Origin of the sequence: Nocardiopsis sp. NPDC006139 (genome assembly GCF_040614155.1) — a bacterium.
Lineage (GTDB): Bacteria > Actinomycetota > Actinomycetes > Streptosporangiales > Streptosporangiaceae > Nocardiopsis > Nocardiopsis changdeensis.
The window spans coordinates 21,716-44,554 of record NZ_JBEXTT010000007.1 but is presented as its reverse complement, the minus strand read 5'-3'; the positions used below and the strand labels follow the sequence as shown (position 1 = coordinate 44,554).

Below are 22,839 nucleotides of genomic sequence, written 5' to 3'. Positions count from 1 at the left end.
GCCCTCCAGAGGTCGATGAGCGAGCATCGAGATACTAGACACAATGTCCAGGATGTGTCCAGCGGTCGAGGGGTTGCTAGAAAGGCCCCATGACACATGAGGATCGCCGGATACTCCGGACACGCGCCGCGCTGCGGGCGGCGTTCGTCTCCCAGGTGCTCGAACGCGGGTACGCCGGCGTCAAGGTGGAGCACATCGCCGCCGCCGCGGACGTCGGGCGGGCGACGTTCTACACGCACTTCCGGGACAAGGAGGCGCTGTACGACCACGTGGTCGAGGTCGTCCTGGACGAGCTGCGCGAACGGATGGCGCCGCTGGACCGCGAGGGGGTCGGGTTCACCGGGCGGCCGGTGGCCGAGCTCTTCCGCCACGCGGCGGAGGAGCCGGACGTGTACCGCCTGATCCTGCGGGGGGAGGGCGACGGGCGGGGGCTGCGGGCGCTGACCGACGCGTGGACCGCGACGGCCTACGGCATCTTCGCCGAGCGGGTCCGGGCCCAGGGTGCCCGCCCCCGTGTCGACCTGCGCGTCATCGCCCGCGCCTGGGTCGGCGAGCAGGTCGCGGTGCTGCTGTGGTGGTTGGAGTCGCCCGCCCCCCGGCCGGACACCGAACAGGTCGTGGAGACGCTGGTCGAGCTGTCCCGGCGCGGGCGCTACTGGGCCTCGGGTTTCGACTCCTTCTCGGACTAGGGGCGGCGCAGGGGGTTGTGTGGCGCCGGTCACTGTGCTTATCTTCTGGACACCTCGACCATTCCTGGACGTGGTGTCCAGGATTCAGAGAAGGGTCGGTCCCGTGTCCTCGCACCGAAGACTCCTGCACGAGTACCCCACCGGAGCCCGCCGCCGCCTCCTGCTGGCCGTCGTCGTCCTGGCGCTGTTCATCTCCGCCTACGAGGGGCAGCTCGCCCCGGTCCTGCCCCTGCTGCTGGACGACATCGGCATGTCCCTCCAGACCTACGGGCAGATCACCGCGGCGTCGCTGCTCTTCGGGGCGGTGTCCGGGTACCTGGGCGGAGAGCTGGTGGACCGGTTCGGCCGGGTGCGGATCCTGGTGCCGTTCATGTTCCTGTCCGCGGCGGCGTGCCTGTTCATGGCGATGTCGCAGACGGTCGTGCACTTCACCGCCGCGCGCATCCTGCTCGCCTTCGTCGAGGGCGTGGCGATGGCGGGGACGCAGCCGCTGATCCGCGACTTCACGCCGCGGATGGGGCGGGCGCAGGCGTTCGCGTTCTGGAGCTGGGGGCCGGTCGGGGCGAACTTCTTCGCCGCGGCCGTCGCGGTGCTGACGCTCGACCTGTTCGGCCACTCCTGGCGTTCGCAGATCTTCCTGATGGCGGGCCTGGCCTGCGTCGGAGCCACGATCGTCGCCCTGACCCTGCGCGACCTGTCCCCCGAGCTGCGGCGCACCATCAGGCTCAGCGAGCGGTCCACCCGGGAGGGCGCCCCGGCGCCGTCCGGGAACCGGCTGCGGATGCTGCTGGGGCACCGGGTCGTCTGGGCGCACGTGGCCGCGATGTCGCTGCTCTACGTGCTGCTCGCCACCATGAACGCCTACGGGCAGGCGATGGTGGCCGAGCACTTCGGGATCTCGGTGCGCATGGCGTCCGCGGTCGTGATGTGCTTCTGGGCGAGCAACCTGCTGGCCTCGCTGGCCTTCGCCCGGTTCTCCGACAGGCTCCAGATGCGCAAGCCGTTCCTGGTCTACGGGGCGGTGGCGGCCACGCTGCTGCTGGGGGCGCTGGTGCTGGCGATGAGCGCGGGCGCGGGCGCTCCGGCATGGCTCGTCGTCGTGCTGCTGACCGGCCTGGGGGTGGCCCTCGGGACCGTTTTCGGGCCGTGGATGGCGAGTTTCTCGGAGTACGCGGAGGAGTCGGTGCACCCGGACGTGCAGGGGGTCGCCTTCGGCCTCAACCACTTCGTGAGCCGCATCTTCATCCTCGGCGCGGTCCTGCTGGCGCCGGTCGTGTCGGCGGCGGGCGGCTGGCAGGTGTGGGCGACCGTCACGCTGGTGACGACCGCGGCCTTCGCGGTCGCCGCCACCCGGGTCCAGGGCGGTATGCGCCGGCCGCGCGGCGGCGGGGAGCCGGTCCCCGCACCGGACGCGGCCGACCGCACCGGGGGTGCGTGAGCCGCCGCCCCGGGACCGGGGCGGCGGAGGGGCGCCCCACGGCCCTTCCCGAAGGCGGACGGGCGTGTCGGTGAGTCGACATGCCCGTTCGCCGACACGTCTACCCCCGGGTCAGCCGGTCCAGGAACCCGTGCAGGTTCTCCTCCAGCCGCTTCACCTTCTCCTCCACGGTCAGCGTCTCCGCGAAGCGCCCGCCCGGCTCGGGCTGCTTGAGCCCGCGCACGTACAGCGAACAGGCGAAGTCGGTGCACATGTGCAGCCCCACCGTGTTCCCCTCGCGTCCCGCCTTGCCCACACGCGGCGCCACCATGAGCGCCACGCCGGGACCCTGGCGGCTGGTCACGCACACCGAGCACAGGGCCCGCCGGGCCCCGGTCTCCGAGCCGGTGAGCCGGAAGGCCACGCCCACCGGACCGTCACCGCGCTCGACGACCAGGTACGCGCGCTCGTGCGCCATCGGGTCGCGCCAGCCGAGGAAGTCCAGGTCCTCCCACGGCCGGGAGTCCAGGTCCCGCGGGAGGGAGAGGCGCTTGGCCTCGCCCTTGGAGCAGTTGATGAACGAGCCGCGGATCTCGTTCTCCGTCACGGGGATCATTCCTGCGACGCTAACAGCGACCCTCGCGACCGGGCAACGGTATTGTTCCCGCTGGTCCCGGGGCCGCGCGGCGAGCGCACCGCCTCCTCCCCTCCCGCGGCGCGCGGCCGCGCGCACCCGCCCCGGGCCCCTGCGGGTCGAACACCCGCGGGGTGCGCTCTGGGGGGTTCCGTCGGCCGAACCGTGCCCGCCGGGGGCCGTCTCCGCGGTGCCCGGCGGTGTCCGCCGCCGGACACCGGGTCAGGCGGCGGAGCCCGGCCGGACGATCATGAGCACGACCACCACCGCCCACAGCAGGTTGTAGATCCCGCTCCACATGGACAGCCGCCCCAGCGCCGACTTCTCCCCCGGCTCGCGCAGCGCCTCGCGCTGGCGGGGGTGGATCTGCCAGGCCAGCAGCACACCCGCGGCCGCGGTGAGGACCATCGCGACGTTGACCCAGAGCTCGGCCATCCGCCCCTGGAGCAGGGCCAGGGCGATGCCGACCACCGGCACGACGATGCCGATGAGCGCGTAGACGCGGGTGATGCGGTGCAGGGCGAGGGCCGTATCGCGGCTGCGCCCGCCGCCGTCCCCCGGGGCCTCGACGGGGGCACCCGCCGGGACGGCGACCGGGACGTAACGGGGGAACAGGCTGGTGGCGACCGCCGATCCGCCGACGAACACGATGCCCGCCAGGACGTGGATCGAGAGCAGGAGGTCTTCCATGGGTGGGCTCCTCGGTGACAAAACCTTCAGGTTGCCTGAAGCCTAGGGCATGCTTCAGCCACTCTGAAGGTGGGGTGAGGTTCAGTCCCGGGGCGGGGAGGAGAACGCCTCGCGGAACGCCGCGCCGACCTGCTGCTGGATCGGGTCCGCGTCCGGCCCGAACAGCTCCTCGTCCACCCGTGCGATCTCCCGGCCCGCGCGCTCCAGCAGCTCGCGCCCCCGCCGGGTCACCTCGATGCTGGACGCCGCCCCCGGCCGGGCGGTGAGGTCGTGCACCAGGCCCGCCGCGACCAGGGCCTTCACGCCCGAGTGCGCGCTCTGCACGGTGATCCCCGACATCCGGGCCAGGTCGCTGAACGAGACGCCGGGCACCCCGGCGATGTGGCCGAGCAGGCCCAGGCGGGCGACGGTGAGGTCGAGCGGGGCCAGCGCGGCGCCGAGTTCGCCCTCCACCCGGCGGGCCAGCGTCAACACGAGGACGGAGACGCTCAGCGCGGGCGGTCCGGGGCGGGTGTTCTCGGTGCTCACCGTTCCAGTGTCCCCCATCGGAGGGCCGGGCCGTCCCCTGTGTCTCCTCGTCCACGTGTCCCCTCGTCCCCTTGTCGGCGTGTCGACAAGGGGACGTGCCGCCGTGCGGCCGGGCCCGGGGGCGGGGGTGTCGAGTCCCTCTTCCGTGCGTCCCCTCGCGTTCCCTTCATACCCCCAGGGGGTACAGTCCGACCATGAGCGATTCCCCGTGCAGTGCCCACTGCCCCCTTCCGTCCGGCCTCGGCCTGCTGGAGCTCTCCCTGCCGCTCCGCCTGCTCGGCCTCTGCCTGCGTTTGCGCGTCGTGCTCTCCGGGTCCTGTCCCGGGGGGCGGTGACGCGGGCCCGCGGCCTGCGGCGATGGTCGGACGGTGTTCGCACACTCACCGACCGTTCGGTCAGTACACATGCCCTGATCAGGGAAGATTCCGCCCTGCTGTTCATAATGCCGTGGGTCACATGGCATAGTGTCCTAGGGCTCGTGACCTATGTCTCGGCACAACCGTCCTGTGCCGATTCGGTACCCCCCGTCCCCGGGTGCCGGGCACGGGCCCCGGCAGTGACCGACCCCCGGTCGGCAGACATTACGGAGCAGCAATGGCAACATCCGACGCCACGGCCTCGGCACCCGCCCCGCTGGATGGCAGGGAACGGCGCAAGGTCCTCGCCGGGACCATGGTCGGCACCACCATCGAGTGGTACGACTTCTTCATCTACGCCCAGGCCGCCGGCCTCGTCCTGGCGCCCCTGTTCCTCGGACCGCTGGAGCAGTCCAACCCCGGCCTCGCCCAGATCCTGTCGTTCGCGACCATCGGCATCTCCTTCCTGTTCCGCCCCCTGGGCGCCATCGTGGCGGGCCACCTGGGCGACAGGTTCGGCCGCAAGAAGGTCCTCGTCGCGACGCTGGTCATGATGGGCATCGCCACCTGCCTCATCGGCCTGCTGCCGACCTACGCCCAGATCGGTATCGCCGCCCCGATCCTGCTCATCACCCTGCGCATCCTCCAGGGCTTCTCCGCCGGCGGCGAATGGGGCGGCGCGGCCCTGATGTCCGTGGAGCACGCGCCGGTGAACAAGCGCGGCTTCTTCGGCGCCTACCCGCAGATCGGCGTCCCCTGCGGCATGATCCTGGCGACCTTCGTCGTCTGGCTCATCACCGTGATCATCGGCCAGGACGCCTTCCTCGCCTGGGGCTGGCGCATCCCGTTCCTGCTGTCCTTCCTGCTGATCATCATCGGCCACCTCATCCGCAAGTCCGTGGAGGAGTCCCCGGTCTTCGAGCTGATGCAGAAGCGCCGCGCCAAGTCCTCCGCCCCGCTGGGCACCCTGTTCCGCAAGAACACCCGCGAGGTCGTGCTCTCCGCGCTGATCTTCCTCGCCAACAACGCCGCCGGCTACCTGGTCATCGCCTTCCTGGCCACCTACGCCTCCACCGCCCTGGGTATGGAGCGCGGGCCGGTCCTGCTGGCCACCACCCTGGCCTCCTTCGGCTGGCTCATCTCCACCCTGTACGGCGGCTGGGTCAGCGACCGCTGGGGCCGGGTGCGCACCTTCCAGATCGGCTACGTCCTGCTCGCCGCCTGGGCGGTGCCGATGTGGTTCCTGGTCGACACCGGCGACGTCCTCATGTACTTCGTGGGCGTCTTCGTCTTCTGCCTCACCCTGGGCCTGAGCTACGGGCCCCAGTCCGCGCTGTACGCCGAGATGTTCCCGGCCGAGATCCGCTACTCCGGCGTCTCCATCGGCTACGCCCTGGGCGCGATCCTGGGCGGCGCCTTCGCCCCGATGATCGCCCAGATGCTGCTGGAGAACACCGGTGTCTCCTGGAGCATCGGCGTCTACATGATCGTCGCCGCCGCGGTCTCCTTCCTGGGGGTCTCGCTGGTCAAGGAGAAGATGGGCGTCGACCTGCACGTCGACGACGACGGGGCCGACACGGCCGAGAAGGCCGCCTGACCCGTTCGCCCGGGGGAGGCGCGGCGACCTGTCGCCGTGCCTCCCCCTCGCCTTGTCCCCCTCTCGCCACGGCGCCTTGTCGACATAGGGTCGTACCGACGTTCACAGGAGCGCTCCCACACCCCTGAACGAAAGGCGCCACCGTGTTCACCGACATGGCCTGGATGAACGAGCCCCCGTCCTGGACGGTCGAGGACGGCGTCCTCACCGTGACCACCGGGGACCGCAAGGACTTCTGGCGGCACACCCACTACGGGTTCGTGCACGACGACGGCCACTTCCTGTCCGCCGAGGCCACCGGGGACTTCACCGTCCAGGTCACGTTCGACGGCGACTACCTGGAGCAGTACGACCAGGCCGGCCTGATGCTCCGCGCCGACGAGGAGAACTGGATCAAGACCGGCACCGAGTTCGTCGGCGGCGGGCTCAACGTCAGCGCCGTGGTCACCCGCGGCCACTCCGACTGGTCGGTGGTCTCCCTGCCCCGGACCGGGGGCTCCTTTCCTCCGGTGACCATCCGTGCGATCCGCACCGGCGAGACCGTCAACGTCCAGTACCTCGACGGCTGGGGCGCGTGGCGGCTGCTGCGGTTGGCCCACCTGCCGCTGGGCGGGACCTGCCGGGTGGGGGTCATGTGCTGCTCGCCGCAGCGGGAGGGGTTCCGCGCGGTGTTCCGGGACTACTCGATCACCCCGGAGATCCCCGAGGACACCCACGCCTGACCCGGGGACGGGGGCGGGCCGGTGCGGTAGGGGCGCCGGTCCGTCCCATCCGGCGCCCGCGGAACGGGCCGGGGCCGCGTCCGTCCCGGCATACCGCTCGGGCGGACGGTGTTTCACGTGAAACACCGGCCGTGACACGGCGGCACAATACGGGGTCGCCCCGTACCCGGTGGGGAACAATGTGCGGGACGGCTCCCCCAGGAAAGGCGCCACGGTGTTCCACCAGCCAGGACTGCCCTCCGACCTGCCCCATCCCGAGGTCCTGTGGGCCCGGGTCGGGGCCTACGCGTCCGTCTGCGCCGGGCTCGGGCTGACCGAGTGCGTCCCCGGACCCGCCGCCGTCCACTTCCGGTTGGTCCTGGGATCCCGCTTCTGCCTGGCCCGGGTGGCCGGCGGCGGGTTCCTGCTCGTCGGGCAGGACCCCGAGAGCGCCGGGGAACGGGCCCGGACCCGGCCCATCGACCCCTTCCAGGGCGCCCCCGAGACGCTGCCCTGGGACTGGCTGGCCGAGCGGCCCCGCCCCGACTTCGCCTACTGGTGGGACGGGGAGTGGGCGCGCGCCGCCTACCCCGACGACTGGGCGGACGACGGCCTGGCCGCCACCGTCGGCTGGTGCGCCGACCTGGACGACTTCACCGAGTGGGTGGTCCGCGCCGCCCTGGCCACCGCCGACCCCGCGGACACCGTGTCCGCCCGCAAGGCCGTGGCCGACCTGGCGGCCCGGGCCCGGGAGCGCACCCTGGACGCCGACGCGCTCACCGGGGTCCTGGACCACGCCGCCCGCGACGACGCCGACCCGGTCGCGGGGCTCGCGCTGGCCCGCGGTCTCGGACTCACCGGTGAGCAGGAGCCCGAGGAGATGGCGCCGGGCGGCTCCCGGCCCGCCGCCGCGCACCCCGCCATCGGCGGGCGCTCCCTGATGCTGCTGCTCGGGGACGCCATGCGCGCGGCCCGCGAACTGCCCGGCCGCGGCGACCCCGTCACCGCCCTGGCGGCGGACGCCGAACCGGACGGCCGCGCCGAGGAGGCCCTGGCCCGGGCCGCGGCCCTGGTCCGCGGCCACCTGCTCGGCGACGCCGACCGCAGGGTCCTCCTCTACCGCGCCCCCCACCCGCACGGCCTCCTCCACGACGACCTGGTCCCCGTCGCCGCCGGCCCCGGGCTGCACGCGGTCCTGGAGCGCCTGCGCCTGGACGAGGGCGGCGCGGACGGGCGGTGGCTCTTCGCCCGCCTGACCGTCACCCGCGAGGGCGCCACCCTGGAACGCGCCTACGACCACTGGCCGGAGTGGATGCCCGGGCCGGTGGACGAGGACGTCCGCGAGCTGGGATTCGCGCACCCCACCGGCGAGCCCGCCGACGTGGACGGACTGCGCGCCGAGATGGCCCGCCGGGCCCCCTCCCGCCGCCCCTCCTGGGCGGACCTGCTGTCCGACCGCGCCGCCGACGACCCGCCCTGGCCGGGCCCGCCCGACCGCCCCAGCGTTCCGCCGCTGCGGCTCCCCCTCGCGCGCCGGGTCGCCCTGCTCGACGACATCGCCGACCGGATGCGCTGCCTGGCCCGGGGCCCGGAGTGGTCCCGGCTGCGCCTGACCTACCGCGCCCTGGCCGGGTACGCGGGCGGCACCCTGACCGCTGCCCGGCCCGACGGCGACCGCGACCTGCCCGTGGACCGGGACCTGCGCGCCGCACTGGAGGTGCTGCGCTCGGCCACCTACGTCGAGGAGCGGGGCGCCTGGTTCACGGTCGACATCGTCGTGGGGCCGTCCTCCGGGTGGCGGGTCTCCTACGACCGGGACGGCGAGCCCGCCTTCTCCCTGCCGCCGACCGCCTTCGACCACGCCCTCGACCTGCGGTACTTCCCCCGGTCCTCGGTGAACGTCCCGCTGTGGCTGGCGGAGCGGCTGCGCATCGCCGCGTCCTGACCGGCCGGGGCGGGGCTGGCAGGCCGACGCGTGCGTTTGCTTCACTTGCCGGGTGCAGACCATCGACCTGACCGCCGCCTCCCGGAGGTCCCTCCCCCGCGCCCTCGCCGCCGTCCTGATCCTGCTCACGGTGAGCGCTGCGGGATGCGCGGGCCTGATGGTGTACGTCCGCCCGCTGATCGACCGGCACCTCGACCCGGCGTTCGCCGGAGTCCTCGGCGTCGTCACCGGTATCGCCGCGCTCCTGCTCGGGGTCTTCGCGTTCGGCGCCGCCGGGGTGCTGGTCTTCCTGCTCGTCCGTGCCCCGGCCTTCCTGGCCCGGCAGGGCATCCGCCTCGACCCCGGCGGGCTGACGCTGTACCAGGAACGGTCCGGCTGGTCACGGGAGCGGAGCCTGCACATCCCCTGGGGCGGACTGGCCGGAGTGGGCGAGCCCGCGAACCCGGAGGCGAGGCGCGGGTTCGCCGGTTCGGTGCTGCACCTGGACGGCGCGGCCGACGCCGCGCCGCCGCAGTGGGCGCACGTCGTCGCGCCCGGCGCGGAGCCCCCCGAGGGCGAACCCGTATCGGACGCCTACCGCGTCTTCCTCCAACTGCCCGAGGACGTCGCCCGGGACCTGCCGCGGACCGTCGCCGGGTACCGGGCCGCGGTGGCCCCCGCGGCAGCCCCGCCTCCCGCCGCCGACGGCCGGTGGTTCTCCTTCCGCGGGATGCGGGTCCTGGGGTGGGCGGTCGCAGGGTTCCTGCCCGCCCTGTTCCTCACCGGTGTGCTGGGGTGGTCCTGGTACGACTCCGGGGACCCCTTCCTCGCCGTGCCGGCCGGGGCGGCCGGGGCCGCCGTGCTCGGCGCCCTCGCGGTGGGGCCCCGGTTCTGGGCCCCGCAGGGGGTCCGCCTGGACGCCCGGGGCCTGTCGGTGCGCCGCGGCCCGGGACCGTTCCTCCGGGGCACCCGCCACTTCGTGCCCTGGGAGGAGGTGCACGCCCTGACACGGCACGAGCGTCCGCGCGGGCCCGGCACTGGCAGCGCGCGGCTTCCGGTGCTGGAAGTGCACGCCACCGGGCCCGCTCCCGAGAGCCCCCTCCCCCGCTGGGCGCGGTACGCCCCCGCCGGGACGCCGGGGTGGGGGACCGTCACCGACACGCCCCGGCTGGTGCTCGCCCCGGCGGACGCCCGCGCGGCCTCCGAGATCCTCCACCTCGCCGAACGCCTGCGCCCCGTCCCGGCCTCCGCGCCGGTGCCCGGACCCGGGGCCGTTCCGCCCCGTACGGACGTCTGGGTGGAACTCCCCCGGCGCGGACTCCAGCGGGCCGTCGGCGCCCTCGGGTTCTTCCTGATCACGGTGCTCATGGCTGTGACCCTGGGGTTCGACCTCTTCGCCGAGCCTCGGATGCTCCTCTTCGTCGTCCTGCCCTCCGTGCTCCTGGCCGCCTGGGCGCTGTGGCGGCTGCCGGAGGCCGCCGCCGGTTCCGGCATCCTCATCACGGACGACGCCGTCGAGCTCGTCCGGAACCGGTGCCTGTGGCGGTCCGGGGTGCGCACCGTCGTGCCCCTGTCGTCGGTCACCGCCGTGCGCAGGGTCCGGGCCCCGTCGCTGACCGGCCTCGCCGGCGGATGGCCGGTGGAGGACGCCGTCGATCTCTTCGTCACCGGGAACCCCGGGCGGACCCCGCACTGGGTGCGCCGCGGCCGGGGCGGGGAGCCCGGGACCCTCCGGCTGCGGGTGATGGGCGGTCCCGCCGTGCTGCCGCTGACGGGCGGGGTCGGGGGACGCCTCCGGCCGGAGGCCGGTGCCGCCCCGGTGAGGTCACCGGAGTGAGCACCGGTGGCCGCCGTCCGGGCCCCGGATCCCGGACCTCCCGAGCGCGGGGGCATGACGGACCTGCCGCCCACCCGCGCAGCCCCGGTCCCGGGGCGTGTCCGGCGGAACATTCCGCCTCGCGACCCCTGGGCCGCCTCTCGCGGCGCCGCTTCCGCTCGGACGGCCCCGGACCGGCCTGCGCCCGCCGTCTTGCGAGGGATCGCCCGTAGGCCGCCCGTGCTCCTTCGGCGCAAGCGCCGAAGGAGCACGGGAACATCCGCTGAAAACGTCTCAGGAGTCGAGGACCTGGCCCTCGCGGGAGACCACCGGGGGCAGCACCGACCACGGGAAGTCGATCCACTGGTCGGTGCGCTTCCACACGTACTCGCAGTCGATCAGCGAATGGGACTTCTGGTAGATGACCGCGCTGCGCACCTCGGCGACGTGCTCGGCGCAGAAGTCGTGGACGAGCTTGAGGGTCTTGCCGGTGTCGGCGACGTCGTCGGCGACCAGGACCCTCTTGTCGCTCAGGTCCACCACGTTGGGGACGGGCGGCAGCATGACCGGCATGTCCAGGGTCGTGCCCACGCCCGTGTAGAACTCCACGTTCATGACGTGGAGGTTCTTGACGCCGAGGGCGTAGCCGAGGCCGCCCGCCACGAACAGTCCGCCGCGCGCGATGGACAGGATGATGTCGGGCTCGAAGCCGTCGTCGGCGATCTCCTGCGCCAGCTCCCGCATCGCGGTGCCGAACAGCTCGTACGTGAGTGTCTCGCGGTCGTCGCTCACCGGTACCTCGTTCCTCTCGTGTCACACCCTGCCACGCATGCTAGGACCCCGTCCCGGCCCGGGGCTCCGGGGGCGCGGCGTTCCGGCAGGTGGGCGGGCGCGCGGGGGTGACCGGGAGTGTCGGCCACATGTCCATCCGGGGACGTGCCCCGGGTCACATATCTGGACGAACGGTCACGAAAGCCGATGTCATCTACGACGTTTTCTCGACTTCGGCACGCCTATGGCGAACAGATGGCAAGAAACCTCACCATATGTCTGTACACGTCACCTTCGACACATCCGACTCTCGACATATGGAGGCAGAGGCATGGCCGACGACCGGGACCTGCTCCCCTCCGAGCAGCCGGTGCAGCTGCTCGACGAGTCGGGGAGGCCGGTCGAGAACCCGACCCTCCCCTTCCCCGACAACGGGCGTCTCCTCGCCGCGTACACCGCCCTGGTGGTCGGCCGTCGCGTCAACGACCAGGCCGGCGCACTGGTCCGCCAGGGCCGCCTGGCGGTCTACCCCTCCTCGCACGGCCAGGAGGCCTGCCAGGTCGGCGCCTCCCTCGTGCTGGGCGAGAACGACTGGCTCTTCCCCACCTACCGGGACACCGTCGCCGTCGTCACCCGCGGCGTCGACCCCGTCGAGGTGCTCACCCTCCTCAAGGGCGACTGGCACGCCGGGTACGACCCCTACGAGCACCGGGTCGCCCCGCAGGCCACCCCGCTCGCCACCCAGCTGCTGCACGCCGTCGGCGTCGCCCACGCCGCCCGCCTGCGCGGTGAGGACACCGTCGTGATGGCCCTGTGCGGCGACGGCGCCACCAGCGAGGGCGACTTCCACGAGGCACTGAACTTCGCCGCCGTGCTCAAGGCCCCCGTCGTGTTCTTCGTCCAGAACAACGAGTACGCCATCTCCGTCCCCCTCGCCCGGCAGACCGCCGCGCCCTCCCTCGCCCACAAGGGCATCGGCTACGGGGTCAACGGCGAGCGCGTCGACGGCAACGACACCGCCGCCGTGCTGGCCGTGCTGGACGCCGCCGTCGCGGCCGCCCGCTCCGGCGCGGGCCCGCAGCTGGTCGAGGCGCACACCTACCGCATGCAGGCGCACACCAACGCCGACGACGACACCCGCTACCGCGACAGCGACGAGGTCGGTCCGTGGGTCGCCCGCGACCCGCTGACGCGGCTGGAGGCGCTGCTCAAGCGCAAGCGCGTGCTCACCAAGGCGCGCCGGGACGAGATCACCGAGCGGGCCGAGGCCGTCGCCGCCGCCATGCGCGAGGGCATCTCCCGGGACGACGACCCCCACCCCTCCGAACTGTTCGCCCACGTGTACGCCGAGCCCACCCCGCAGCTGAGGGAGCAGGCCGCCGTCCTGGCCGACGAACTGAGCAGAGAGAGCGACTGACCCATGGCGACCGACCCCACCAAGCTCACCATGGCCCAGGCCCTCAACCGGGCGCTGCGCGACGCCATGGCCGAGGACGAGACCGTGTACGTCTTCGGCGAGGACGTCGGCCCCCTCGGCGGCGTCTTCCGCATCACCGACGGCCTCACCGCCGAGTTCGGCGAGGACCGCTGCTTCGACACCCCGCTCGCCGAGTCCGGCATCGCGGGCCTGGCCGTGGGCATGGCGATGAACGGGATGCGCCCCGTCATCGAGATGCAGTTCGACGCGTTCGCCTACCCGGCGTTCGAGCAGATCGTCAGCCACATCGCCAAGCTGCGCAACCGCACCCGCGGCCGGGTCTCCCTGCCCATCGTCATCCGGGTGCCCTACGCGGGCGGCATCGGCGGCGTGGAGCACCACTGCGACTCCTCCGAGGCGTACTACGCCCACACCCCCGGCCTGAAGGTGGTCACCCCGGCCACCCCCGCGGACGCCTACCACCTGCTGCGCGAGGCCATCGCCTCCGACGACCCCGTCGTGTTCATGGAGCCCAAGAAGCTCTACTGGGCCAAGGAGGAGTTCGACCCGGGCGACGGCTCGCGTCCGGGCATCGGCACCGCGGTGGTGTGCCGCCCCGGCACCGACGCCACCCTCATCGCCTACGGGCCCTCGGTGCCCACCGCGCTGGAGGCCGCCGAGGCCGCGGCCCAGGAGGGCCGCAGCCTCCAGGTGGTGGACCTGCGCTCCATCGTCCCCTTCGACGACGAGACCGTGTGCGCCGCGGTGCGCTCCACGGGCCGGGCCGTCGTGATCGCCGAGGCCAGCGGGTTCGCCAGCGTCGCCTCGGAGATCGTCGCCCGGGTGACCGAGCGCTGCTTCCACTCCCTGGCCGCCCCGGTGCGCCGGGTCACCGGGTTCGACATCCCGTTCCCGCCGCCCAAGCTGGAGCGCCACCAGCTGCCGAGCGTCGACCGCATCCTCGACGCGGTGGACGACCTTCAGTGGGAGGACGACCAGTGACGATCCGCACCTTCGAACTGCCCGACCTGGGCGAGGGCCTCACCGAGGCCGAGGTGGTCAAGTGGCTGGTCGCGGTGGGCGACACCGTCGCCATCGACCAGCCGATCGCCGAGGTGGAGACCGCGAAGTCGATCGTGGAGGTGCCCACCCCCTACGGCGGGGTGGTGCACGCGCTGCACGGCGCCGAGGGCGAGGTGCTGGCGGTGGGCTCCGCGCTGATCAGCGTCGCCGACGAGGCGGCGGCCCCGGCGGCCCCCTCCGCGCCCGCCGCCCCCGCGCCCTCCGTGCCGGAGCCGGCCGCGGTGTCCGCGGCCGGTGAGCGGTACCGAGAGGAGGAGCGCGCCGGGAGCGGCTCGGGCAACGTCCTCATCGGCTACGGCACCCCGGAGGCGGGGGCCCGGGGGCGCCGCCGCCGGCCCCGCGGGGCCGTTGCGGCGCCCACCGCCGCGCCCGCGGCCCCGGTCGCGCCCGAGTCCCCGCCCGCGCGCCGCGTCCCGCTGGTGACCTCGCCGCTGGTGAGACGGCTCGCCCGCGAGGCCGGGCTGCGCGTCGCCGACATCGAGGGCAGCGGCCAGGACGGGCTCATCACCCGCCGCGACGTGCTCGCCGCCATCGAGGCCGCCCGGTCCCCGATCGCCGCGCCCGCCGCCGAGGCGGCCCCGGCACCGGCTCCGGCACCGGTCCCTGCGGGCGCCGTGGACCCGCGCACCGGGCTGGCCGAGTCCGCCAGGGTGCCCATGAGCGGGTTCCGCAAGAGCGTCGCCGCCGCCCTCTCGCGCAGCAGGAGCGAGATCCCCGAGGCCACCGTGTGGGTGGACGTCGACGCCACCGAGCTGGTCCGCCTGCGCGCCGCCCACCCGGACGGCCCGGGGCTGCTGTCCTACGTCGCCCGGTTCACCGTGGCCGGACTGCGCGCCCACCCCGAGCTCAACGGGCTGGTGGACACCGAGCGCGGCGAGCTGGTCCAGTACGACGGGATCAACCTGGGCCTGGCCGTGCAGACCGACCGCGGCCTGGTCGCGCCGGCCGTGCTCGGCGCGCACCGGCTCACCACCGCCGAGCTGGACACCGAGATCAAGCGGCTCACCGCCGCCGCCCGCGCGGGCCGGGCGACCCCGGCCGAGATGACCGGCGGCACCTTCACCCTCAACAACTACGGTTCGCTGCGGGTCGACGGAAGCGCCGCCATCATCAACCACCCGCAGGTGGCCATCCTCGGCATCGGCCGGATCATCGACCGCCCGTGGGTGGTGGACGGCGAGCTGACCGTCCGCAAGGTCACCCAGCTGTCGTTCGCGTTCGACCACCGGGTGTGCGACGGCGGCGCGGCGGCCGGGTTCATGCGGGTCGTCGCCGACGCCATCGAGGACCCCGCCGCGGCCATCGCCCGCCTGTAGCGGGTCCCACGACAGCGCCCCGGGGGGAGTCGGCACCCCCGGGGCGCTCCCGTCGTCAGGCGGCGGGCTCCGGGTCCCCGGGGAGCACCGCCTTCAGGTACTCGGCGATGGCCCTGCGGTTCTGCTCCAGGCAGCGGATGCGCCGGTCCATGCGCGAGAGTTCACCGCGCAGGGTGGCGATCATCTGCGGGGAGACGTCGGAGATCAGGATCGAGCGGGGCCGGTCCAGACAGGGCAACATCTGCCTGATGATCTTGGTGGGCAGGCCGGCGTCGAGCAGCCCCCGGATCTGGAGCACCCGGTCCACGGTGTCCTCGTCGTAGTCCCGGTAGCCGTTCTCCAGGCGCCGGGACACGATCAGCCCCTGCTCCTCGTAGTAGCGCAGCAGCCGGCGCGAGGTCTCGGTCCGCTCCGCCAGCTCCCCGATCCGCATGTGGCCCACCTCACCGGTCGCCCCGTTGACCTTCACATAGATGTGAGGGTTTGAGCATGGCGGTCATGACCACCACCGCACAAGGGGTTATCCCCGAACGGGCGGCCCGGCTTCCGTGGGCCGCCCTGCTCGCCCTCGCCGCCGTCGCCCTCCTGGTCGTCCTCACCGAGCTGGTGCCCGCCGGGCTGCTGCCCGCCATGAGCGCCGACCTCGGAGTGGGCGAGTCCACCATGGGGCAGGCCGTGACGGCCTACGCCGCCGGTACCGCGCTCACCGTGATCCCGCTCGCCGCGGTCACCGCCGGAGTGCGACGCCGCCCCCTGCTGCTGGGGACCGTGGCACTGTTCGCCGTGGCCAACACCGTCACCGCCCTCTCCTCCGACCACCTGCTCACCCTGGCAGCCCGGTTCGCCGCCGGGATCGCCGCGGGGCTCGCCTGGGCGATGCTCGTCGGCTACGCCCGTTCCCTGGTGCCGGAACACCACCAGGGCCGGGCGATCGCCATCGTCCTGATCGGCATCCCGCTCGCCCTGTCCCTGGGGGTGCCCGCCGGCGCCTTCCTCGGGGACATGGTCGGCTGGCGCTCGGTGTTCCTGGTCATCACCGGGATCGCCCTCGTCCTGGCCGGGTGGATCCTGGCGGCCGTACCGGACCGCCCGGGGCAGCCCCGGGCGGAACGGGTGCCGTTCGCCAGGGTGTTCGCCCTGCCCGGCCTGCTGCCGCTGCTGGCCGTCACCCTCCTGCTGGTGACCGCCCACACCGTCCTCTACACCTACATCGCCCCGGTCCTCGCGAACGCGGGGCGCGGCGGCGGCGTGGACCTGGTCCTCCTGGTGTTCGGGGCGGCCTCCGTGGCCGGCGTCTGGATCGTGGGCGCCCTTATCGACCGGAGGCTGCGGGCCCTGGCCGTCGGCGCGGTCCTGCTCATCGGCGCGGCGGCCGTCCTCCTGGCGCTGGCCGCCGGCCTGCCGGGCATGGCCCTGGTCGCGGCCGCCCTGTGGGGGCTCGGGTGGGGCGGGGTGCCGACCCTGCTTCAGACCGCGGTCGCCGACGTCGGCGGGGCGGCGGCCGTCACCGCCCAGTCCGTGTACGTCACCCTGTGGAACGTCGCCATGGCCGGGGGCGGCGCGGCGGGCGGGGCGCTGCTCGCGGGGGTGGGCGCCGGAGCGCTGCCCTGGGGCGTGCTCGCCCTGCTCGTCCCGGTGCTGCTGCTGGTCCCGCTGTCCCGCAGGGCCTTCCCCGCCTCCCGGGTCTGAACGCGGCGGTGCCCACGGCCGACCGGCCGTGGGCACCGCCATGTCGACACGGCGATACGCCGCCATGCCTCTTCGCCGCTACGCCTCCTCGTCGCCCTTGGCGACCAGGGTGAGCACGTCGTAGGTGGCGACGGCCTCGCCGTCCTGGTCGGTGACCACGGCGTCCCAGCGGACCTCGCCGTACTCCGCGTTGGTGCGCGGGGTGATCTGCTTGGCGGTCAGCGTCACCCTGATGACCGCGTCCTCCTTCACGGGGGTGAGGAACCGCAGGTTGTCCACGCCGAAGTTGGCCAGCACCGGGCCCGGGGCCGGGTCCACGAACAGGCCGGCGGCCAGCGACACCACCAGGTAGCCGTGCGCCACGATCCCGCCGAACAGCGGGTTGGCGGCGGCGGCCTCCTCGTCGGTGTGGGCGTAGAACGTGTCCCCGGTGAACTCGGCGAAGTGGTCGATGTCGGCGCGGGTCACCCTGCGCTCCGCCGACTCGATGGTGTCGCCGATGCGCAGCTCGGCCAGGTTCTTGCGGAAGGGGTGGACGTCGCCCACGTTCCTCTTGGAACCCGTGGTCCAGTGCCCGGTGATCGCGGTGAGCATGTCCGGCGAGGCCTGGATCGCGGTGCGCTGCATGTGGTGCTTGACGCCGCGCACACCGCCCATCTCCTCGCCGCCGCCGGCGCGGCCCGGGCCGCCGTGCACCAGCACGGGCAGCGGGGAGCCGTGGCCGGTGGACTCCTTGGCGTCGTCCCGGTCCAGCACCAGGATGCGGCCGTGCCAGGGGGCGACGCCCAGGACGACCTCCCGGGCGACGTCGGGGTCGTGGGTGACCAGCGAGCCCACCAGGGAGCCCTTGCCCAGGGCGGCCAGCTCGACGGCCTCGGCCACCGAGCCGTAGGTGATGACGGTGCTGACCGGGCCGAACGCCTCCACCTCGTGCGGCTCCCGGGCGCCCGGCTCGGCGCGCAGGAGGATCGGCGACATGAACGCGCCGGACTCGGCGTCGGCGCCCACGACCTCGACCCGCTCGGGGTCGCCGTACACCAGCTCGCAGGAGGTGCGCAGGGCCTTGACCGCCTTGCGGACCTCGTCGCGCTGGGCCAGGGAGACCAGGGCGCCCATGCGGGTGTCCGGGTGGTCGGCGGCGCCCACCACGACCTTGGCCAGGCGCTCCTTCAGGGCCTCGACGACGGTGTCGGCCATCGCCTCGGGGACGATGACGCGGCGGATGGCGGTGCACTTCTGGCCCGCCTTGACGGTCATCTCGGTGACGACCTGCTTGATGTACAGGTCGAACTCGGGGTCCTCGGCGGTGACGTCCGGGCCCAGGATGGAGCAGTTGAGGGAGTCGGCCTCGACGTTCAGCTGCGTGCCGCCGCTGACCACGTTCGGGTGGTTGCGCAGGATGGCGCCGGTGGCGGCCGAGCCGGTGAAGCCGACGATGTCCTGCGGGCCCAGGCCGTCGAGCAGCCCCCGGTGCCCGGCGACGAGCAGCTGGAGGGAGCCCTCGGGGAGGATCCCCGACTCGACGGCCCTGCGGACCACGGCCTCGGTCAGGTAGGCGGTCTGGGCGGCGGGCTTGACGATGCTGGGCAGCCCGGCCAGGAACGCGGGGGCGAGTTTCTCGAGCATGCCCCACACGGGGAAGTTGAACGCGTTGATCTGCACCGCGACGCCGGGCCGGGAGGTGTAGACGTGCTGTCCCGCGAAGGTGCCCTCGCGGCTGAGCCGCTCCAGGGGGCCGTCGAGGATGACCGTGGAGTTGGGCAGCTCGCGGCGGCCCTTGCTGGAGAAGCTGAAGAGGGTGCCGAAGCCGCCGTCGATGTCCACGGCGCTGTCGCGCTTGGTGGCGCCGGTCCGGTGGGAGAGCGCGTAGAACTCGTCCTTGTACTGCATCAGGTGCTGGGCGAGGGCCTTGAGCAGGTTCGCGCGCTGGTGGAAGGTGAGGGCGCGCAGCGCCGGGCCGCCGACGGTGCGGGCGTAGTCGACCATGGCGGAGACGTCGGGGCCGTTCTGCGACATGCGGGCGACGGTCTCACCGGTGTTCGCGTCGGCGAGGGGCTCGCCCCCGTCGGTGGGGGTGAACCACGATCCCAGCGCGTAGCTCTGCAGTACTTCGGACACCTGACGGTCCTCTCCTCGGGCTGAGTGTCTTCCGGCACAGTATTACAGACCGATCGTTCAGTAAATAGTGCCCGGCCGGTCGCGTCCGCCGCCACCTGCGTTTTCCCACCATGTGGACGTGCGGACAGGTGGTTCTGTCGACATCTCGAAAATGCCGTGTAATGAACGGCCCGCCGCCGACAGAAGAGGGGTGACGGCACACCGAGAGGAGAGGGATGAGCGGCGATGACACGGAGGAGGGGGCGGGTGGACTGTTCACCCGCTTCTTCACCGGCCACTACGACGACGTCCGGCGCTACGCCCTGCGGAGGCTGGGCCCGGACGCGGCCGACGACGTCGCGGCGGAGACCTTCTCCGTCGCCTGGCGCCGGTTCGACCGGGTGCCCCGGGACGAGCCGCTGCCGTGGCTGTACGGGGTGGCCCGCAACATCGTGCGGGCCCGGTTCCGGGAGCTGAGGCGACAAGGAGAGATGTCGACCCCCTTCCCCGAGGGCGACCACCGGGAGCCGGGCGCGCCGGACCCGACCGGGGCGGTGGCCGAACGCGACAGCGCGCTGCGGGCGCTGGGGCGGCTCGGCGAGACCGACCGGGAGCTGATCATGCTCCTGGCCTGGGAGGGGCTGGAGGTGCGCGACGCCGCCCGGGTGCTGGGCTGCACCACCGCCACGGCCCGTGTGCGGCTGTACCGGGCGCGGCGGCGGATCGAGCGCTTCCTGGACCAGCCGCCCCCCGACGGGGAGCGCCGCCCCGCGGCCGCCCCCCGGACCCCCGCCCGCACCGCCCTGAAGGAGAACCCATGAAGGACACCGCGTTCAACGACGACGTCGCCGCCGTCCGGCGCCTGTTCGCCGGGCACGACCCGGCCGCCGGGTATCCGGAGGACGCGGCCGCGCGCGAGCTGTCCCGGATCGAGGTCATCGCCGCCGGGCACCGGCCGGGAGGCGCCCCGGCGCGGCCCCGCCGCCTCCTGCGTCCGGCCCTCATCGGGGCCGCCGCCGCGCTGACGGCCGTCGCGGTCGTCGTCCCGGTGTCGCTCCAGAGCGGACGGCCCGCGTACGCGGAGCCGCCGCCCGCCCCGCTGGACGTGCCCGCCTCCGAACGCACCGGGGGGCGGGAGCACCTGCTCGACCTGGCCCGCGCCGCCGCGGCGGCGGAGCCGCCCGCACGCGACGGGGACGTGGCGTACGTGCGGACCTCGGAGTGGACGTTCACGTACTCGCAGGACGTGGACAGCGGACGGGTCGGCTGGGGGATCCTGCCGGAGGAGCGCAGCGTGTGGCGGGCCCCCGACGAGTCCGGGGTGGAGCTGTCCGTGCCCCGAGAGCCGGAGCACGTCGGCGGGGACGAGGGCCCGCTGGGCTTCCTGTTCGGCGACGGCACCGAGCGCTTCGAATGGGGGGACGGCGAGGGCGGCGACGGGATGTTCTTCACCTGGGAGCCGGACACGCTGTCCACCGACCCGGAGGAATTGGAGGAGCAGCTGGTCGACGGGGCCGGGTTCGACGCCGGCACGCCGGAGGCGACCCTCTTCTACGCGCTCCAGAGCCTGTACACCGAGGCCCCCGTCGACCCGCGGGTCCAGTCGGCCGTGCTGCGGGTGCTGGCCGGGCACGAGGGCGTGCTCTACGCGGGCCCGTCCGAGGACCGGTACGGGCGCGAGGGCGAGCTCTTCCTGGTGGAGGAGGAGGGCGAGGAGACCCTGGAGCGCCGGATCATGTTCGACGCCGACACCGGGATGCCGCTCTACTTCGAGGTCGTCGCGGTGGAGTCGGAGTACGAGCAGCCCGAGGGGGTGGAGCTGCCCCTGGTCAACCACTACTCGGTGATCGTGGAGACGGCCTGGGTCCCGGAGGTCGAGGACCGGCCCTGAGCCGCCCGGTCGGGTCCGTCCACAGCCTGTGGACGGACCCGGGCCCCCGCCGCGGCGGGGGCCTCGTGGCGCTGGCGCTGTACCCGCCCCCGACCTGCGGGGCCTGGGGCCGAGGGCTCCTCCGCCGAGGCGGGGCCCTCGTGGCGTTCGGCGCCGTGCTCGCCGCCGGGGCTGCGGGACTCGGGGCCGGGGGCTCCCCCGCCGAGGCGGGGTCCTCGTGGTGCTCGGTGTCGTGCCCGTCCCCCGGTCCGCGAGACCCGGACCGGGCTGCCCGGCGGAGTCCATCCACAGCCTGTGGACGGGCCCGGGGCTCCCCCGCCGAGGCGGGGTCCTCGTGGTGCTCGGTGTCGTGCCCGTCCCCCGGTCCGCGAGACCCGGGGCCGGTCCGCCCGGCCGGAACCGGGCACACCGCCGGGCCCGTGGGACCCGGGACCGGGCCGCGGGTCAGTGCTGGGCGAGCGGGACGACCTCGGCGCCCGGGAGGGCGGCCACGAGCTTGCCCGGCACCCACAGCTTGGACCGGCGCAGCCCGCTGCCCACCACCACGTACGGGGTGGCCGCCACGGCCTCGTCCACCAGGATCGGCCACTCCCGCGGCAGCCCGAACGGGGTGATCCCGCCGTACTCCATCCCGGTCAGCCCCGTGGCCTCCGCCATCGGCGCGAACGACGCCTTGCGCGCGCCCAGGTGGCGGCGGACCACGCCGTTGACGTCGGCCCGGTCGGTGGCCAGGACCATGCACGCCGCGTAGGTGGTCTCGCCGCCGCGCTTGGCCGCCACCACCACGCAGTTCGCGCTGGTCTCCAGCGTCATCCCGTAGTGGGTGCAGAAGGCCGCGGTGTCCGCCAGGTTCGGGTCGATCGGCGCGACCCGCACCTCGGCGTGGCCCCGGACGGCCTCCCGGACGGGGGCGGCCATCAGGTGCTCCTGCTCGCCGGCGTCCACCCAGTTCAACGACACGGACATGGGCATGCTCCTCGTTTCGTGTTCCGGACGGCCCCAGCCTAGGGCGTGTTCGGTGGATGCTTTCGAGCGTTTCGGCGCTTGCGCCGAATGCCGGGAGCGGCCGCGAGGCGATCTCTCGCAGGAGGACCGGCGCAGGTCGGCCCGGGTTCGGCCGTCCGAGCGCGGGCGGCGCGGCGAGAGGAGGCCTCGCGGCCGCGACCCGGAATGATCCGCCGAACACGCCCTAGGGACCTACGACGCGGAATGCCGCCGCAGGATCTCCAGGGCGAGTCCGGCCAGGTCGTCGGACCGGTACCCGGGCCACCCGTGCACCGCCGACACGTACCCCGCCGGGATCCCCGACAGGCCCCACCGGGCCCCGGCCAGCGCACCGGCGATCGCCGCGACGGTGTCGGTGTCGTTGCCCGCCCGCACCGCCGCGTGCACGGCCGCCACGTACCCCTCCGGGTTGCGGGTGAGGGCCGACCACGCCGCCTGGAGCGCGCTCACCACGAACCCGTTGTTCGCGAACGTGTGCGGCGCCGCCGACTCCGCCTCGTCCAGCCAGGTCTTCCAGCGGCCGCGCGCGTCCTCCGGCAGCAGTTCCACCCCGTCGCGGACGCCGTCCAGGGTGCCCTCCAGCACGGCCCGGCGGATCCCCTCGCACCACAGCACGCAGGCCTGCGAGGCCAGCGGGTCCCCGTGGGTCAGGAGGCTGTAGGCGTCGGCGGCCCGGGCCAGCCCCTCCGGGTCGCGCAGGTAGGCCAGGGCCAGCGGCCCGGTGCGCATCAGCGACCCGTTGCCCGCGCTCGCCACCCCCTCCTCGAACATGGACGCGGCGTACGCCGCCATCACCTCGGCGACCTCCGGGCGGCGGAAGGCGCCCCCGGCACCGCCCATCACCCGGCGGGTCTGGTTGCCGATGTCGGTGGCCCCGCCGTTCGCCCACTCCAGGAAGGCGTCGGCGGTCGCGCGCAGCGCCCCGGCGGACAGCGGGTCGTCGTGGTCGCGCAGCGCATGGGCGATGCACACCGTCATCTGGGTGTCGTCGGAGTACTCCCCGGGTGCGTAGGGGCCCAGGCCGCCGCCGATCATCTCCGGCACCCGGCGCTCGGACAGCGTGGGGCCGAACTCGTAGGGCACGCCCAGCGCGTCGCCGCAGGCGGCGCCCAGCAGGACGCCCAGGGCGCGGTCCTCGATGCTTCCGGTGGGCGGGGTCTGCACGGTCGCCTCGCAACGGTTCGGGGGAAGGGCGGACAGCGCCGACATTACCGTTCC

At 73.8% G+C, this 22,839-nt stretch carries 21 protein-coding genes; 13 read left to right on the top strand and 8 right to left on the bottom strand.

Annotated elements, in window-relative coordinates; all coding sequences use genetic code 11:
* Positions 1-89: 89 nt before the first annotated feature.
* Together ABZ249_RS10975 and ABZ249_RS10970 are read left to right on the top strand one after the other, a co-directional pair.
* A complete protein-coding gene (locus tag ABZ249_RS10975; RefSeq protein WP_220564031.1) occupies positions 90-689 on the top strand; it encodes a TetR/AcrR family transcriptional regulator in 600 nt (199 codons plus the stop codon).
* Between the two features lie 103 nt (positions 690-792).
* Entirely contained in the window at positions 793-2,127 is a 1,335-nt protein-coding gene (locus ABZ249_RS10970; RefSeq protein ID WP_355260375.1) for an MFS transporter, read from the top strand.
* A gap of 100 nt (positions 2,128-2,227) precedes the next feature.
* Here ABZ249_RS10970 and ABZ249_RS10965 read toward each other — a convergent pair whose 3' ends face one another.
* The 3 genes from ABZ249_RS10965 to ABZ249_RS10955 form a co-directional block, all read right to left on the bottom strand.
* Entirely contained in the window at positions 2,228-2,722 is a 495-nt protein-coding gene (locus tag ABZ249_RS10965) for an FBP domain-containing protein (protein ID WP_220564033.1), read from the bottom strand.
* 240 nt (positions 2,723-2,962) lie between these two features.
* Positions 2,963-3,430, bottom strand: coding sequence for a hypothetical protein (locus ABZ249_RS10960; RefSeq protein ID WP_355260372.1), 468 nt, complete (start codon positions 3,428-3,430; stop codon positions 2,963-2,965).
* Positions 3,431-3,511: 81 nt separating this feature from the next.
* Positions 3,512-3,958 (bottom strand): MarR family winged helix-turn-helix transcriptional regulator, encoded by a 447-nt coding sequence (locus ABZ249_RS10955; RefSeq protein ID WP_355260369.1) that lies wholly within the window; start codon positions 3,956-3,958, stop codon positions 3,512-3,514.
* 194 nt (positions 3,959-4,152) lie between these two features.
* Here ABZ249_RS10955 and ABZ249_RS10950 point away from each other — a divergent pair, with 194 nt between their 5' ends.
* The 5 genes from ABZ249_RS10950 to ABZ249_RS10930 all read left to right on the top strand — a co-directional run bounded on the left by ABZ249_RS10950 (position 4,153) and on the right by ABZ249_RS10930 (position 10,373).
* Positions 4,153-4,293 carry a hypothetical protein gene (locus tag ABZ249_RS10950; protein WP_355260366.1) on the top strand — a complete coding sequence of 47 codons (141 nt, stop codon included), beginning with the start codon at positions 4,153-4,155 and terminating at the stop codon, positions 4,291-4,293.
* Positions 4,294-4,552: 259 nt separating this feature from the next.
* Positions 4,553-5,911 (top strand): MFS transporter, encoded by a 1,359-nt coding sequence (locus tag ABZ249_RS10945; RefSeq protein ID WP_355260363.1) that lies wholly within the window; start codon positions 4,553-4,555, stop codon positions 5,909-5,911.
* 143 nt (positions 5,912-6,054) lie between these two features.
* Positions 6,055-6,633, top strand: a complete 579-nt coding sequence (locus ABZ249_RS10940) for a DUF1349 domain-containing protein (protein WP_220564038.1) — start codon at positions 6,055-6,057, stop codon at positions 6,631-6,633.
* Positions 6,634-6,847: 214 nt separating this feature from the next.
* Positions 6,848-8,557, top strand: a complete 1,710-nt coding sequence (locus ABZ249_RS10935) for a hypothetical protein (RefSeq protein ID WP_355260359.1) — start codon at positions 6,848-6,850, stop codon at positions 8,555-8,557.
* A gap of 52 nt (positions 8,558-8,609) precedes the next feature.
* Positions 8,610-10,373, top strand: coding sequence for a hypothetical protein (locus ABZ249_RS10930; protein WP_355260356.1), 1,764 nt, complete (start codon positions 8,610-8,612; stop codon positions 10,371-10,373).
* Positions 10,374-10,646: 273 nt separating this feature from the next.
* Here ABZ249_RS10930 and ABZ249_RS10925 read toward each other — a convergent pair whose 3' ends face one another.
* On the bottom strand, positions 10,647-11,144 hold the full coding sequence (locus ABZ249_RS10925) for a phosphoribosyltransferase (RefSeq protein WP_220564040.1): 498 nt from the start codon (positions 11,142-11,144) through the stop codon (positions 10,647-10,649).
* A 310-nt stretch (positions 11,145-11,454) separates the two neighbouring features.
* On the opposite strand from ABZ249_RS10925, the gene pdhA reads away from it, so the two are divergent.
* The 3 genes from pdhA to ABZ249_RS10910 are packed head-to-tail and all read left to right on the top strand — an operon-like array spanning position 11,455 to position 14,939.
* The gene (pdhA, locus tag ABZ249_RS10920; RefSeq protein ID WP_355260353.1) at positions 11,455-12,540 is read left to right on the top strand and encodes a pyruvate dehydrogenase (acetyl-transferring) E1 component subunit alpha; all 1,086 of its coding nucleotides are present in this window, start codon (positions 11,455-11,457) and stop codon (positions 12,538-12,540) included.
* Positions 12,541-12,543: 3 nt separating this feature from the next.
* A complete protein-coding gene (locus ABZ249_RS10915; RefSeq protein ID WP_220564042.1) occupies positions 12,544-13,542 on the top strand; it encodes an alpha-ketoacid dehydrogenase subunit beta in 999 nt (332 codons plus the stop codon).
* Positions 13,539-14,939, top strand: a complete 1,401-nt coding sequence (locus tag ABZ249_RS10910) for a dihydrolipoamide acetyltransferase family protein (RefSeq protein WP_355260351.1) — start codon at positions 13,539-13,541, stop codon at positions 14,937-14,939. Before ABZ249_RS10915 ends, ABZ249_RS10910 begins: the two co-directional genes overlap by 4 nt.
* A 55-nt stretch (positions 14,940-14,994) precedes the next feature.
* Here ABZ249_RS10910 and ABZ249_RS10905 read toward each other — a convergent pair whose 3' ends face one another.
* The gene (locus ABZ249_RS10905) at positions 14,995-15,372 is read right to left on the bottom strand and encodes a MerR family transcriptional regulator (protein ID WP_355260348.1); all 378 of its coding nucleotides are present in this window, start codon (positions 15,370-15,372) and stop codon (positions 14,995-14,997) included.
* A 65-nt stretch (positions 15,373-15,437) separates the two neighbouring features.
* Between ABZ249_RS10905 and ABZ249_RS10900 the strand changes: the two genes are divergently transcribed.
* Positions 15,438-16,628, top strand: a complete 1,191-nt coding sequence (locus ABZ249_RS10900; RefSeq protein WP_355260345.1) for an MFS transporter — start codon at positions 15,438-15,440, stop codon at positions 16,626-16,628.
* A gap of 78 nt (positions 16,629-16,706) precedes the next feature.
* Here ABZ249_RS10900 and paaZ read toward each other — a convergent pair whose 3' ends face one another.
* Positions 16,707-18,746, bottom strand: a complete 2,040-nt coding sequence (gene paaZ / locus ABZ249_RS10895) for a phenylacetic acid degradation bifunctional protein PaaZ (protein WP_355260342.1) — start codon at positions 18,744-18,746, stop codon at positions 16,707-16,709.
* Positions 18,747-18,961: 215 nt separating this feature from the next.
* On the opposite strand from paaZ, the gene ABZ249_RS10890 reads away from it, so the two are divergent.
* Entirely contained in the window at positions 18,962-19,546 is a 585-nt protein-coding gene (locus ABZ249_RS10890) for a sigma-70 family RNA polymerase sigma factor (protein ID WP_355260339.1), read from the top strand.
* A complete protein-coding gene (locus ABZ249_RS10885) occupies positions 19,543-20,616 on the top strand; it encodes a CU044_5270 family protein (protein WP_355260336.1) in 1,074 nt (357 codons plus the stop codon). The genes ABZ249_RS10890 and ABZ249_RS10885 overlap by 4 nt, the downstream gene beginning before the upstream one ends.
* A 444-nt stretch (positions 20,617-21,060) precedes the next feature.
* Here the strand turns inward: ABZ249_RS10885 and ABZ249_RS10880 are convergent, their stop codons facing one another.
* Both ABZ249_RS10880 and ABZ249_RS10875 read right to left on the bottom strand, forming a co-directional pair.
* Positions 21,061-21,582, bottom strand: coding sequence for a YbaK/EbsC family protein (locus ABZ249_RS10880; protein ID WP_355260333.1), 522 nt, complete (start codon positions 21,580-21,582; stop codon positions 21,061-21,063).
* Between the two features lie 231 nt (positions 21,583-21,813).
* Positions 21,814-22,785: an ADP-ribosylglycohydrolase family protein gene (locus ABZ249_RS10875; protein WP_355260330.1), complete on the bottom strand. Its 972-nt coding sequence runs from the start codon at positions 22,783-22,785 to the stop codon at positions 21,814-21,816.
* Positions 22,786-22,839 lie beyond the last annotated feature (54 nt).

Excerpts from the sequence above, each read along its gene's own strand:
- ABZ249_RS10975 (WP_220564031.1), top strand. The coding sequence starts at position 90 with ATGACACATGAGGATCGCCGGATACTCCGGACACGCGCCGCGCTGCGG.
- ABZ249_RS10965 (WP_220564033.1), bottom strand. The coding sequence starts at position 2,722 with ATGATCCCCGTGACGGAGAACGAGATCCGCGGCTCGTTCATCAACTGC.
- ABZ249_RS10960 (WP_355260372.1), bottom strand. The coding sequence starts at position 3,430 with ATGGAAGACCTCCTGCTCTCGATCCACGTCCTGGCGGGCATCGTGTTC.
- ABZ249_RS10950 (WP_355260366.1), top strand. The coding sequence starts at position 4,153 with ATGAGCGATTCCCCGTGCAGTGCCCACTGCCCCCTTCCGTCCGGCCTC.
- ABZ249_RS10945 (WP_355260363.1), top strand. The coding sequence starts at position 4,553 with ATGGCAACATCCGACGCCACGGCCTCGGCACCCGCCCCGCTGGATGGC.
- pdhA (WP_355260353.1), top strand. The coding sequence starts at position 11,455 with ATGGCCGACGACCGGGACCTGCTCCCCTCCGAGCAGCCGGTGCAGCTG.
- ABZ249_RS10915 (WP_220564042.1), top strand. The coding sequence starts at position 12,544 with ATGGCGACCGACCCCACCAAGCTCACCATGGCCCAGGCCCTCAACCGG.
- ABZ249_RS10905 (WP_355260348.1), bottom strand. The coding sequence starts at position 15,372 with ATGCGGATCGGGGAGCTGGCGGAGCGGACCGAGACCTCGCGCCGGCTG.
- ABZ249_RS10900 (WP_355260345.1), top strand. The coding sequence starts at position 15,438 with ATGACCACCACCGCACAAGGGGTTATCCCCGAACGGGCGGCCCGGCTT.
- ABZ249_RS10890 (WP_355260339.1), top strand. The coding sequence starts at position 18,962 with ATGAGCGGCGATGACACGGAGGAGGGGGCGGGTGGACTGTTCACCCGC.
- ABZ249_RS10885 (WP_355260336.1), top strand. The coding sequence starts at position 19,543 with ATGAAGGACACCGCGTTCAACGACGACGTCGCCGCCGTCCGGCGCCTG.
- ABZ249_RS10880 (WP_355260333.1), bottom strand. The coding sequence starts at position 21,582 with ATGTCCGTGTCGTTGAACTGGGTGGACGCCGGCGAGCAGGAGCACCTG.